General features: G+C 63.0%; 7 protein-coding genes. All 7 read right to left on the bottom strand.

Features of this window, described 5'->3' with window-relative positions:
• Window positions 1-40: 40 nt before the first annotated feature.
• The 7 genes from fusA to rplJ all read right to left on the bottom strand — a co-directional run bounded on the left by fusA (window position 41) and on the right by rplJ (window position 13,272).
• Window positions 41-2,182: an elongation factor G gene (fusA, locus tag AC06E9_RS10525; RefSeq protein ID WP_121044654.1), complete on the bottom strand. Its 2,142-nt coding sequence runs from the start codon at window positions 2,180-2,182 to the stop codon at window positions 41-43.
• A gap of 136 nt (window positions 2,183-2,318) precedes the next feature.
• Complete coding sequence (gene rpsG / locus AC06E9_RS10520; RefSeq protein WP_019186122.1) at window positions 2,319-2,786, bottom strand: 30S ribosomal protein S7; 468 nt, start codon at window positions 2,784-2,786, stop codon at window positions 2,319-2,321.
• A 12-nt stretch (window positions 2,787-2,798) separates the two neighbouring features.
• Window positions 2,799-3,173 (bottom strand): 30S ribosomal protein S12, encoded by a 375-nt coding sequence (gene rpsL, locus AC06E9_RS10515; RefSeq protein WP_017356008.1) that lies wholly within the window; start codon window positions 3,171-3,173, stop codon window positions 2,799-2,801.
• A gap of 346 nt (window positions 3,174-3,519) precedes the next feature.
• Window positions 3,520-7,767, bottom strand: a complete 4,248-nt coding sequence (gene rpoC / locus AC06E9_RS10510) for a DNA-directed RNA polymerase subunit beta' (protein ID WP_088434181.1) — start codon at window positions 7,765-7,767, stop codon at window positions 3,520-3,522.
• A gap of 89 nt (window positions 7,768-7,856) precedes the next feature.
• Window positions 7,857-12,011, bottom strand: a complete 4,155-nt coding sequence (gene rpoB / locus AC06E9_RS10505; RefSeq protein ID WP_121044657.1) for a DNA-directed RNA polymerase subunit beta — start codon at window positions 12,009-12,011, stop codon at window positions 7,857-7,859.
• Window positions 12,012-12,307: 296 nt separating this feature from the next.
• Complete coding sequence (gene rplL / locus AC06E9_RS10500; RefSeq protein WP_019186119.1) at window positions 12,308-12,676, bottom strand: 50S ribosomal protein L7/L12; 369 nt, start codon at window positions 12,674-12,676, stop codon at window positions 12,308-12,310.
• Window positions 12,677-12,738: 62 nt separating this feature from the next.
• Window positions 12,739-13,272 (bottom strand): 50S ribosomal protein L10, encoded by a 534-nt coding sequence (gene rplJ, locus AC06E9_RS10495; protein WP_121044660.1) that lies wholly within the window; start codon window positions 13,270-13,272, stop codon window positions 12,739-12,741.
• Between the last annotated feature and the right edge of the window lie 297 nt (window positions 13,273-13,569).

The raw sequence follows: 13,569 nt of genomic DNA, 5'->3' as shown, positions 1-13,569 counted from the left end.
GGATATCAGAAAAGAATGAGGTGGAGTCCTGAGCTTACGCTCAGGACTTCTTGATCACGGTTTCGGCGATGTTGTTCGGCGCCGGCTCGTAGTGGTCGAACTCCATCGTGAACGTTGCGCGACCCTGGGTCTGCGAACGCAGCGAGGTGGCGTAACCGAACATTTCACCCAGCGGGATCATCGCGTTGATGATGCTGGCCGAACCGTCACCGGTGGTGCTCGAACCCTGCAGCACGCCACGACGACGGCTGACGTCGCCCATCACGTCACCCTGGTAATCCTCCGGGGTCACGATCTCGACCTTCATGATCGGCTCCAGCAGGACCGGCTTGGCCTTCTGGAAGCCCTGCTTGAAGGCCATCGAGGAGGCCAGCTTGAACGCCATTTCCGAGGAGTCGACGTCATGGTACGAGCCGAACACCAGCTTCACCTTGACGTCAACGACCGGGAAGCCCGCCAGCGGACCGCTGGTGATGGTTTCGCGCAGGCCCTTTTCGATCGACGGAATGAATTCCTTCGGAATCACGCCACCGGTGATGTCGTTGATGAACAGGAAGTCGTCCTTGATCATCGGACCGATCTTCGGGTCGGCACGGTCTTCAGCGGTGATCGGCGACAGCTCGATCACGACGTGACCGTACTGACCCTTACCACCGGACTGCTTGGCGTGCTTGTAGTCCGACTTCACGTCCGCCATCTGGATCGTTTCGCGGTACGCAACCTGCGGCTTGCCGACGTTGGCTTCAACGTTGAACTCGCGCTTCATGCGATCCACGATGATGTCCAGGTGCAGCTCGCCCATGCCCGAGATGATGGTCTGGCCGGATTCTTCGTCGGTCTTGACGCGGAACGACGGATCTTCCTGGGCCAGACGGCCAAGGGCCAGACCCATCTTTTCCTGGTCGGACTTGGTCTTCGGTTCGACGGCCATCGAGATGACCGGCTCCGGGAACACCATGCGCTCCAGGATGATCGGGTGGTCCTGCGAGCACAGGGTGTCACCGGTGGTGGTGTCCTTCAGACCCACCGCAGCGGCGATGTCACCGGCCAGCACTTCCTTGATCTCTTCGCGATCGTTGGAATGCATCTGCAGGATGCGGCCGATGCGCTCCTTCTTGCCCTTGACCGAGTTCAGCAGCTGGTCGCCGGCGTTCAGGGTGCCCGAGTAGACACGGAAGAAGGTCAGCGCGCCGACGAACGGATCGGTGATGATCTTGAAGGCCAGCGCCGAGAACGGCGCCTTGTCATCGGACTTGCGGCTCAGCGCAATGGTTTCGTCGTCCACGTCGGTACCGGTCACGTCCGGCACGTCGATCGGCGACGGCAGCAGCTGCACCACGCCGTCCAGCATGGCCTGCACGCCCTTGTTCTTGAACGCCGAGCCGCAGTACATCGGCACGATGTCGGTGGCCAGGGTGCGCACGCGCAGGGCTTCGACGATTTCGGCCTCGGTCAGCTCTTCGCCGCCCAGGTACTTTTCCATCAGCTCTTCGCTGGCTTCAGCCGCCGCTTCGATCATGTAGGTACGGGCCTCTTCGGCCTCCGCCTGCATGTCAGCCGGGATCTCCAGGTACTCGAACTTCATGCCCTGCGAGGCTTCATCCCAATGGATGGCCTTCATCTTGATCAGATCGACCACGCCCTTGAAGCCGTCTTCAGCGCCGATCGGCAGCTGCATCGGCACGGCGGTGGCGCCGAGCTTGGCCTTCAGCTGGCCGACGACCTTGGTGAAGTTGGCACCGGTGCGGTCCATCTTGTTGACGAAGGCAATGCGCGGCACCTTGTACCGGTTGGCCTGGCGCCACACGGTTTCCGACTGCGGCTGCACGCCACCGACGGCGCACAGCACGAAGACCGCGCCGTCGAGCACGCGCAGCGAGCGCTCCACTTCGATGGTGAAGTCGACGTGCCCGGGGGTATCGATGATGTTGAAGCGGTGCTCCGGCAGGGACTTGTCCATGCCCTTCCAGAACGCGGTGGTGGCAGCGGACTGGATCGTGATGCCACGCTCCTGCTCCTGCTCCATCCAGTCCATGGTGGCAGCGCCGTCGTGCACTTCACCGATCTTGTGGCTCTTGCCGGTGTAGAACAGGATGCGCTCGGACGTGGTGGTCTTGCCGGCATCGATGTGGGCCATGATGCCGAAATTGCGGTAACGCTCGATGGGAGTGGTGCGGGCCACGGGAGCCTCTCAATTTCTTGGAATTCGGATGGCCGAACGCCGCCTTTCGGCGGCCTTCGGATTGGCGCGGCACCCCAGGTGCCGCGGGGCAGCACCTAGATGGTGCTGCCGTGCCTGTTTTGCAAGGCCGTCAAACTCACCAGCGGTAGTGCGCGAAGGCCTTGTTGGCTTCGGCCATGCGGTGGGTTTCTTCGCGCTTCTTGATGGCGCCACCACGATTTTCCGAGGCGTCCAGCAGTTCGGCAGCCAGCTTCTTCGGCATGGTGTTTTCACCACGCTTACGCGCCGAGTCGATCAGCCAACGCATGGCCAGGGCCATCTTGCGCGACGAACGCACTTCGACCGGCACCTGGTACGTAGCACCACCGACACGGCGGGACTTGACTTCGACCGACGGAGCCACGTTTTCCAGAGCCTTCTGAACCAGCTCGACGGAATTCGGGTTCTTTTCGCCGATCACGTCCATGGCACCGTAGACGATCTTTTCAGCGACCGACTTCTTGCCGCTCAGCATCACCATATTGATGAAACGAGCGATGGTTTCACTTCCGTGCTTCGGATCCGGCAGGACAGAGCGCTGCGGCGTATTACCTTTACGAGACATGTGTACTTTCCCTTAGCTCTTCGGACGCTTGGCGCCGTACTTGGAACGGCCCTGGCGACGCTTGGCAACGCCGGAGGCGTCCAGCGAGCCACGCACGGTGTGGTAACGCACACCCGGCAGATCCTTGACGCGACCGCCACGGATGAGGACCACGGAGTGCTCCTGCAGGTTGTGGCCTTCGCCGCCGATGTAGCTAATCACTTCTTCCTGGTTGGTCAGGCGAACCTTGGCAACCTTGCGAAGCGCCGAGTTCGGCTTCTTCGGAGTGGTGGTGTACACGCGCGTGCAGACACCACGGCGCTGGGGGCACTTATCGAGCGCCGGGGAGGCACTCTTATAAGTGGTTGCCTGCCGCGGCTTGCGGACAAGCTGATTGATCGTCGCCATCAGTATGTTCTTCTGAGAGAGGCCAATGAAAAGACTGGCCATGAATGCGGAAATGTGCGAGCAGGCGAAAGACCGGCCTGCTGAGACAGACGATTGTAGCAACCCGGCGAAAACGCAGTCAAATGCGCACGCGCCAAGCCAGCCCTGATCCCGGGCCGTTACAGGGGAGCCTTTTCCATGCCCCCCGTTCAGGTTGTCAAGCCGGTCCGTTGAAAGACCGGCGGGCATCCTACCTCATCGGCAGGCAGATGACCAGTGGCCGGTGCCTGCTGATTTGCCGGGAAGGCCGCCGACCGGAGTCGACGCCCTGCCCTGCCGCGGGCCCGGCCGAAGCCGGGCCTGCGTATTACTCGTCGCTGCCCGGAGCCTGTTCAGCTTCGGTCGATTCCACCGCCACGGCGGCCACCGGGGCCACCTCAGCCACGGCCGGCGCGCTGCCGGACAGGGTCTGCATTTCCGAGTCGGTCAGCCCGGAGGCGTTGCGACGACGGTTGGCGTGGTACGCAAGGCCCGTACCGGCCGGGATCAGACGGCCGACGATGACGTTTTCCTTCAGGCCGCGCAGGTTGTCCGAGGTGCCGCGAACGGCCGCTTCGGTCAGCACGCGGGTGGTTTCCTGGAACGACGCCGCCGAGATGAACGATTCGGTCGCCAGCGAAGCCTTGGTGATACCCAGCAGCACCGGATCGAAACGGGCCGGCAGCTCGTTGCGGGTGGCCAGGCGGGCATTTTCCTCGATGACGCGCTGGCGCTCGGCCTGCTCGCCATTCAGGAACTTGCTGGTGCCCTGGTCGGTGATCTCGACCTTGCGCAGCATCTGGCGGGTGATCACCTCGATGTGCTTGTCGTTGATCTTCACGCCCTGCAGGCGGTACACGTCCTGGATTTCCTTGACCAGGTAGGCCGCCAGCGGTTCGACACCCAGCAGACGCAGGATGTCCTGCGGGCTCGGCTCGCCGTCCACGATGGTTTCGCCCTTGGTCACGTGCTCGCCTTCGAACACGATCACCTGACGGTACTTCGGGATCAGCTCTTCGTGTTCCGAACCATCGGTGTCCTTGATGATCAGGCGCTGCTTGCCCTTGGTGTCCTTGCCGAAGCTGATGATGCCCGAACGCTCGGCCAGGATCGCCGGATCCTTCGGCTTGCGTGCTTCGAACAGATCGGCCACGCGCGGCAGACCACCGGTGATGTCGCGGGTCTTGGACGCTTCCTGCGGGATCTTGGCGACCACGTCACCCACGCCGACGGCGGCGCCGTCCTGCAGGTTGACGATCGAGCGCGGCGGCAGCAGGTACTGTGCCGGCAGATCCGTGTTCGGGATGGTCAGATCGTTGCCGTTCTTGTCCACGATACGCACGATCGGGCGCAGGTCCTTCGCCTGCGAACCACGACGCTTCGGATCGGTGATTTCACGCGATGCCAGGCCGGTCAGTTCGTCGGTCTTCTCGATGACGGTGACGCCGTCGATGAAGTCGATGAAGCGGATGAAACCGGCCACTTCGGACACGATCGGGTGGTTATGCGGGTCCCAGTTGGCCACGGTCTGGCCAGCCTTGACCGCATCGCCGTCCTTGGAGGTGATGGTCGCGCCGTACGGCAGCTTGTAACGCTCACGCTCACGGCCGTGGGCATCGAGCACCGACATTTCGCCCGAACGCGAGACCGCCACCAGCGAACCGCTGGCGTGCTCGACCGACTTCAGGTTGTTGAACTTCACCGAACCGGTGGTCTTGACGGTGATGTTGTCCACCGCAGCCGCTCGCGACGCCGCACCACCGATGTGGAACGTACGCATGGTCAGCTGGGTACCCGGCTCACCGATCGACTGTGCGGCGATGACGCCGACCGCTTCACCGATGTTGACGATGTGGCCACGGGCCAGATCGCGACCGTAGCAGTGCGCGCAGACGCCGAACGGCGAGGCGCAGCTGATGGTCGAACGGACCTTGACCGACTGTACCGACGCATCTTCGAGCTTGGCCACCCACTGCTCGTCGAGCAGCGTGTTGCGGGTCACGATCGGATCTTCGTCGTTGCCCGGCAGGAACACGTCCTCGGCCACGACACGACCCAGCACGCGATCCTTCAACGGCTCCACGACGTCGCCGCCTTCCACGATCGGGGTCATGGTCAGGCCTTCGGTGGTACCGCAATCCACCTCGGTGATGACCACGTCCTGCGCCACGTCGACCAGACGACGGGTCAGATAACCCGAGTTCGCCGTCTTCAGCGCGGTATCTGCCAGACCCTTACGGGCACCGTGGGTGGAGTTGAAGTACTCCTGCACGTTCAGGCCTTCACGGAAGTTCGCCTTGATGGGCGTTTCGATGATCGAGCCATCCGGACGCGCCATCAGGCCGCGCATACCGGCCAGCTGACGGATCTGCGCCTGCGAACCACGGGCACCGGAGTCGGCCATGATGTACAGCGAGTTCATCGACTTCTGGTCGATGGTCTCGCCTTCGGCGTTGACCACCTTCTCGGTACCGATGGTGTCCATCATCGCCTTGGCGATGCGTTCGTTGGTGCGCGACCAGATGTCGACCACCTTGTTGTAGCGCTCGCCGGCGGTGACCAGGCCCGACTGGTACTGCTCCTGGATTTCCAGCACTTCAGCTTCGGCCTCGGTGAGGATGCCGCGCTTCTCGTCCGGGATCAGCATGTCGTCGATGCCGATCGACACGCCAGCGCGGGTTGCGTAGGCGAAGCCGGTGTACATCAGCTTATCGGCGAACACGACCGTGTCCTTCAAGCCCAGCTGACGGTAGCTGGAGTTGATCAGGCGGCTGATGTTCTTCTTGGTCAGCTCGGTGTTGGCCAGCGCGAACGGCAGGCCTTCCGGCAGGATTTCAGCCAGCAGGGCGCGACCGATCGTGGTGTCCACGATCGAGGTCTTGTTCTGCTTGTTGCCTTCCTCGTCGGTCACCACTTCGGTGATGCGGACCTTGACGCGCGCGTGCAGTTCCACCACGCGGTTGTCGTAGGCGCGCTTGACCTCGGCGATGTTGGCAAAGGCCATGCCCTCGCCCTTCTTGTTCACCAGCGAGCGGGTCATGTAGTACAGACCCAGCACGACGTCCTGCGACGGCACGATGATCGGCTCGCCGTTGGCCGGCGACAGGATGTTGTTGGTGGACATCATCAGCGCACGCGCTTCCAGCTGGGCTTCCAGCGAGAGCGGCACGTGGACGGCCATCTGGTCACCGTCGAAGTCAGCGTTGAACGCGGTGCAGACCAGCGGATGCAGCTGGATGGCCTTGCCTTCGATCAGGACCGGCTCGAAGGCCTGGATGCCCAGACGGTGCAGGGTCGGCGCACGGTTCAGCATCACCGGATGTTCGCGGATGACCTCTTCCAGGATGTCCCAGACTTCGGCTTCTTCGCGCTCGACCAGCTTCTTGGCCGCCTTGATGGTGGTGGCCAGGCCACGACGCTGCAGCTTGGCGAAGACGAACGGCTTGAACAGCTCCAGCGCCATCTTCTTCGGCAGGCCGCACTGGTGCAGGCGCAGGTACGGACCGACCACGATGACCGAACGGCCCGAGTAGTCCACGCGCTTGCCCAGCAGGTTCTGGCGGAAGCGACCCTGCTTGCCCTTGATCATGTCGGCCAGCGACTTCAGCGGGCGCTTGTTGGTGCCGGTGATGGCACGGCCGCGACGGCCGTTGTCCAGCAGCGCATCGACCGATTCCTGCAGCATGCGCTTTTCATTGCGCACGATGATGTCCGGCGCGTTCAGCTCGAGCAGGCGGCGCAGGCGGTTGTTACGGTTGATGACGCGGCGGTACAGGTCGTTCAGGTCGGAGGTCGCGAAGCGGCCACCGTCCAGCGGGACCAGCGGACGCAGGTCCGGCGGCAGCACCGGCAGCACGGTCATGACCATCCACTCCGGACGGTTGCCCGACTCGAGGAAGGCCTCGACCAGCTTGATGCGCTTGGTGAGGCGCTTGAGCTTGGTTTCCGAACCGGTGCTGGCGATTTCTTCGCGCAGGCGGGTCATTTCCGACTGCAGGTCGATCGTGCGCAGCAGCTCGTACACGGCCTCGGCGCCCATGGCGGCATCGAAGTCGTCGCCGTGCTCCTGGCGGGCCTGCAGGTACTGTTCTTCGGTCAGCAGCTGGCGGCGCTCCAGGGCGGTCAGGCCCGGCTCGGTCACCACGTAGGCTTCGAAGTACAGCACGCGCTCGATGTCACGCAGGGTCATGTCCAGCATCAGGCCGATGCGCGAGGGCAGCGACTTGAGGAACCAGATGTGCGCGACCGGCGAGGCCAGGTCGATGTGACCCATGCGCTCGCGGCGCACCTTGGCCAGGGTGACTTCGGTGCCGCACTTTTCGCAGACCACGCCGCGGTGCTTCATGCGCTTGTACTTGCCGCACAGGCACTCGTAGTCCTTGACCGGTCCGAAGATGGCGGCGCAGAACAGGCCGTCACGTTCCGGCTTGAACGTACGGTAGTTGATGGTTTCCGGCTTCTTCACTTCGCCGAAGGACCACGAACGGATCAGGTCCGGCGAGGCCAGCGCGATCTTGATCGCGTCGAAGTCCAGCGTCTGACGCTGCTGGTTGAAGAGGTTGAGCAAGTCTTTCATGGTGTTTCTCCGAAAGGAGGAAATCTTGTCGATGGGGCTGTCGGTTCAGATGTGGCGGCGCGGCTGCCGGGGCAGCCGCGCCTGCGCGATCAGTTGCCGTCCAGTTCCATGTTGATGGCCAGCGAGCGGATTTCCTTCACGAGCACGTTGAAGGATTCCGGCATGCCCGCGACCATCTCGTGCTCACCGTCGACGATGTTCTTGTACATCTGGTTGCGGCCCTGCACGTCATCGGACTTCACCGTCAGCATTTCCTGCAGGGTGTAGGCCGCGCCGTAGGCTTCCAGCGCCCAGACTTCCATTTCACCGAAGCGCTGGCCACCGAACTGCGCCTTGCCGCCCAGCGGCTGCTGGGTAACGAGCGAGTACGGGCCGGTCGAACGGGCGTGCATCTTGTCGTCGACCAGGTGGTTCAGCTTCAGGTAGTGCATGTAGCCCACGGTGGTGTGGCGATCGAATGCCTCACCGGTGCGGCCGTCATACAGCTGGGTCTGGCCGCTCAGCGGCAGGTCGGCCAGGGCAAGCATGTGCTTGATCTCGGCTTCGGTGGCACCGTCGAACACCGGCGTTGCCATCGGCACGCCGTCGGTCAGGTTGGCGGCCAGGCGCAGCAGCTCCTCGTCGCTGAACTGGGTCAGATCGACGTGGTTGGCGTGCTGGGTCTTGTCGTGGTTGTACACGTCGTCCAGGAACTTGCGCAGGTCGTTGATCGCAGCCTGGGCTTCCAGCATGCCCTGGATCTTGCGACCCAGGCCCTTGGCGGCCCAACCCAGATGCACTTCCAGAATCTGGCCGATGTTCATACGCGACGGCACGCCCAGCGGGTTCAGCACGATGTCCACGGTTTCGCCCGAGGCCATGTACGGCATGTCTTCGACCGGCACCACGTTGGAGACCACACCCTTGTTGCCGTGGCGGCCTGCCATCTTGTCACCCGGCTGGATGCGACGCTTCACGGCCAGGAAGACCTTGACCATCTTCAGCACGCCCGGGGCCAGATCGTCGCCCGCGGTGATCTTGCCGCGCTTGTCGGCGAAGCGACGCTCGAATTCCTTCTCGTGCGCCTGGATCTGCTTCTGGGCGCGTTCGATGGCTTCGGAGGCGTCCTCATCCTTCATGCGCAGCACGAACCAGTCGGCCTTCTTCAGGCCGTCCAGGTAGGCGTCGGTAACGGTGTCGCCCTTCTTCAGGTTGGCACCGCCGTTGACCACCTTGCCCACGATCTGCGAACGCAGACGGGCGTAGATGGCGCCTTCCAGGATGCGGAACTGGTCGTCGAAGTCCTTCTTGACGCGCTTGATTTCAGACTCTTCGATCTGACGGGCGCGCTTGTCCTTCTCGATACCGTCGCGGGTGAAGACCTGCACGTCGATGACGGTGCCGTCCATGCCCGGCGGCACGCGCAGCGAGCTGTCCTTCACGTCCGAGGCCTTCTCGCCGAAGATCGCGCGCAGCAGCTTCTCTTCCGGGGTCAGCTGGCTTTCGCCCTTCGGGGTGACCTTGCCGACCATGATGTCGCCGGCGCGCACTTCGGCACCGATGTACACCACGCCGCTCTCGTCCAGGCGGTTCAGGGCCTGCTCGGAGACGTTCGGGATGTCGGCGGAGATTTCCTCCGGCCCCAGCTTGGTGTCACGCGCAACGCAGGTCAGCTCTTCGATGTGGATCGTGGTGTAACGATCCTCTTCCACCACACGCTCGGAAAGCAGGATGGAGTCTTCGAAGTTGTAGCCGTTCCACGGCATGAAGGCGATCAGCATGTTCTGGCCCAGGGCCAGTTCACCGATGTCGGTGGACGGACCATCAGCCAGCACGTCGCCACGCGCCACCACGTTGCCCACTTCCACCAGCGGACGCTGGTTGATGCAGGTGTTCTGGTTGGAACGGGTGTACTTGATCAGGTTGTAGATATCCACGCCGGCGTCGGTCGCGTCGGTGATCTCCACTTCGTTGACCTTGACCACGATGCGGCCGGCGTCGATCTGCACGATCTCGCCGCCACGACGGGCGTTCACGGTCACACCGGAGTCACGGGCCACGGCGCGTTCGATACCGGTACCCACCAGCGGCTTCTGGGCACGCAGGGTCGGCACGGCCTGACGCTGCATGTTGGCGCCCATCAGTGCACGGTTGGCGTCATCGTGCTCCAGGAACGGGACGAGCGCGGCAGCGATCGACACGGTCTGCATCGGCGAGACGTCCATGAAGTGGACTTCTGCCGGCGGCTTGAGCAGCGACTCACCCTGGAAGCGGCACGGCACGAACTGCTCGGTGAGCATGCTCTTGGCATCGGTCAGGGCGTTGGCCTGGGCGATGACGTACTCGTTTTCTTCGATGGCCGACAGGAATTCGATCTCGTCGGAGACCTTGCCGTCAGCAACCTTGCGGTACGGAGTCTCGAGGAAGCCGTACTGGTTGGTGCGGGCGTACACAGCCAGCGAGTTGATCAGACCGATGTTCGGGCCTTCCGGCGTTTCGATGGTGCAGACGCGGCCGTAATGGGTCGGGTGCACGTCGCGCACTTCGAAGCCGGCGCGTTCGCGGGTCAGACCGCCCGGGCCCAGGGCCGAGACGCGACGCTTGTGCGTCACTTCCGACAGCGGGTTGTTCTGATCCATGAACTGGGACAGCTGCGAGGAGCCGAAGAACTCCTTGATGGCCGCGGCGACCGGCTTGGCGTTGATCAGCTCCTGCGGGGTCAGGCCTTCGGATTCGGCCATCGACAGGCGTTCCTTGACCGCGCGCTCGACGCGGACCAGGCCCACGCGGAACACGTTCTCGGCCATTTCACCGACCGAACGCACGCGACGGTTGCCCAGGTGATCGATGTCATCGACCACGCCACGACCGTTGCGGATCTCGGTCAGGACCTTGATCACTTCCAGGATGTCGGAGGTGTCGGCGTGCTCGGCGACCAGGCGCTTGGACTCTTCGTCGTTGCGCTCACCGAAGTACTTGCGGTCGTACAGCACGGCTTCGCCGGTGACAGCCTTGCGGCCGACACGGCGGTTGAACTTCATGCGGCCGACCGTGGACAGGTCGTAGCGCTCGAAGGTGAAGAACAGGTTGTGGAACAGGTTCTGCGCGGCATCCTTGGTCGGCGGCTCGCCCGGACGCATCATGCGGTAGATCTCGACCAGGGCTTCCAGCTGGGTCTTGGTCGGATCGATGCGCAGGGTGTTGGACAGGTACGGGCCACGGTCCAGATCGTTCACCCACAGGGTGCCCACGGCATCCACACCGGCCTTGCGGAAGGCCTGCAGCTGCTCGTCGGTGATTTCGTCGTTGGCCTGGGCCAGCAGTTCACCGGTGTTGGCATCGACCACGTCGTGCGACAGGATGCGGCCGACGATGTAATCGTCCGGCACGGCCAGGGCGGCGATGCCCGAGGCTTCCAGCTGCTTGACGTGACGCGCGGTGATGCGTTTGCCGGCTTCCACGATGACCTTGTCACCGTCGGCCAGGTCGAAGTTCAGGGTCTCGCCGCGCAGACGCTCGGCCACCAGTTCGAGCTGCACGCCTTCATCGGGGTTGATGTGGAACGTGTTGATCTCGAAGAACTCGGCCAGCATCTCTTCGTTGCTGTAACCCAGCGCACGCAGCAGGATCGAGACCGGCAGTTTGCGGCGACGATCGATACGGGTGAACAGGGCATCCTTCGGGTCGAACTCGAAGTCCAGCCAGGAGCCGCGGTACGGGATGATGCGGGCGCTGTACAGCAGCTTGCCCGAGCTGTGGGTCTTGCCACGGTCGTGGTCGAAGAACACACCCGGCGAACGGTGCAGCTGCGAGACGATCACGCGCTCGGTACCGTTCACGATGAAGGTGCCGTTGTCGGTCATCAGCGGGATTTCGCCGAGGTAGACCTCCTGCTCCTTCACGTACTTGATGGCCTTGGTCGACGACTCACGGTCGTAGATCACCAGGCGCACGGTCACGCGCAGCGGCGCGCCGTAGCTCATGCCACGCTGGCGGCACTCGCGCTCGTCGAACACCGGATCGCCGAGCTTGTAGCCGACGTATTCCAGGGCAGCGTTGCCGCTGTAGCTGGAAATCGGGAACACCGACTTCAGGGCGGCATGCAGGCCGTGGTCCGTGCGCTTGGCCGGATCGACGTTTTCCTGCAGGAATTCACGGTAGGAATCGACCTGGATGGCAAGCAGGAACGGCACTTCGAGGATCGAGCGCTGCTTGCCGAAATCCTTGCGGATACGCTTCTTTTCGGTGAACGAATAAGACGTCATGAGGTATCACCTTGGCTGTGCGGATCGTGCGTCCACGACCCGAGGGGAAACTGAAATTGTCAGTTGGAAGTCGCTGGTATTGCCGGCACCAGCACGCCTTCTCCCGCTACTTCCAACTGCCAACTCGTCTGCATCCACTCCCCTGCCCGCGCGCCTGGGCGCCGCTGTGACGGGGGATGACCGCAGCCCGTGTTGGGCTCGTATTTCGGGTGTTGCGTGAAACGACCAAAGGCCGGGGGCTTACGCCCCCAGCCTTGGCTGCATCGCCGTGTTTCGATGGCGAGGCAAGGAACTGCTTACTTGACTTCGACAGTCGCGCCAGCAGCTTCCAGGTCCTTCTTGAACTTGGCAGCGTCGTCCTTCGAAGCGGCTTCCTTGATCATGCCGCCGGCTTCTGCCAGATCCTTCGCTTCCTTCAGGCCCAGGCCGGTGATGGCGCGGACAGCCTTGATGACTTCGACCTTCTTGTCGCCGGCCGACTTCAGGATGACGTCGAATTCGGTCTGCTCTTCAACAGCGGCAGCCGGGCCAGCAGCAGCAGCTGCGGCGACCGGAGCAGCGGCGGAGACGCCGAACTTCTCTTCGATGGCCTTGACCAGCTCCATCACTTCCATCAGGGACTTCTCGGCGATGGCGTCGACGATCTGTTCGTTGGTAAGGGACATTTTGATTACCTTTGGATAATTTTCTGGGTTGAGGTTCCGTTCGGAACCACGGAAACGTCGACTCAGGCGGTTTCGGCGACCGGCTCGGCAGCGTCAGCGGTTTCACCGCCACCCTGCTTGTCGGCCACGGCCTTGACGGCACGGGCGAACATCGTGGCCGGCTCGGCCAGGACGCGGGCCAGCATGGCCAGGGCCTGATCACGGGTCGGCAGCGAGGCCAGCACGTCGACATGGCCAGCCGGGAACAGTTCCCCGCCGATGGCCACGACCTTTGCCTGCAGCTTGTCGTTGGTCTTGGCAAAATCCTTGATCAGGCGACCGGCTGCGCCGGGCTCCTCGAGCGAGAACGCGTACAGCAGCGGACCGACGAGTGCGTCTTTGGCGCATTCGTATTCGGTACCTTCCACTGCACGTGCCGCCAGCGTGTTCTTGACAACTTTCAAGAAAACGCCGGTTTCGCGTGCCTGCTTGCGCATCGCGGTCATCTGGGAGACCGTGGTGCCAGCGTATTCGGCTGCGATCAAGGAGTGGGCCTTGGCGGCGACGTCTGCCAGCTCGGCGACTACTTCTTGCTTCTGGGACAGATTGAGAGCCATTGCACTCCTCCAATTGAACTCCGCTTACGGCTCCTGCCGTGTGCGGTCCTGGGCGGCATCCGTCCTGGACGCCGGGAACATCAGGTGATGTTCCAAGGGTGGGCCGTTCTAGACCTGGATGGCCAACCTGGGAGAACCCAGACGTGCGTAAACCAGAAAAACTCCAGAAGGGCACCATCTACGCAGGGTGATTCCCGGGGGAATCGATTAAGCGTTCGGTACTGCGCCGGCGGCGACTCCCTGCCAATGCGAGCATCCTTGCCCGTCGCCGGTATGTACTGACCGCGCCTGCGGTCT

This window comes from Stenotrophomonas sp. Steno-Z10-BAI, assembly GCF_056393115.1.
The sequence above is the reverse complement of the archived record's forward strand: the minus strand, read 5'-3'. Positions and strand labels throughout refer to the sequence as shown.

What these genes read in the sequence shown, in the direction of transcription:
- rpsG (WP_019186122.1), bottom strand. Translation starts at nt 2,786, where the DNA reads ATGTCTCGTAAAGGTAATACGCCGCAGCGCTCTGTCCTGCCGGATCCG.
- rpsL (WP_017356008.1), bottom strand. Translation starts at nt 3,173, where the DNA reads ATGGCGACGATCAATCAGCTTGTCCGCAAGCCGCGGCAGGCAACCACT.
- rpoC (WP_088434181.1), bottom strand. Translation starts at nt 7,767, where the DNA reads ATGAAAGACTTGCTCAACCTCTTCAACCAGCAGCGTCAGACGCTGGAC.
- rpoB (WP_121044657.1), bottom strand. Translation starts at nt 12,011, where the DNA reads ATGACGTCTTATTCGTTCACCGAAAAGAAGCGTATCCGCAAGGATTTC.
- rplL (WP_019186119.1), bottom strand. Translation starts at nt 12,676, where the DNA reads ATGTCCCTTACCAACGAACAGATCGTCGACGCCATCGCCGAGAAGTCC.
- rplJ (WP_121044660.1), bottom strand. Translation starts at nt 13,272, where the DNA reads ATGGCTCTCAATCTGTCCCAGAAGCAAGAAGTAGTCGCCGAGCTGGCA.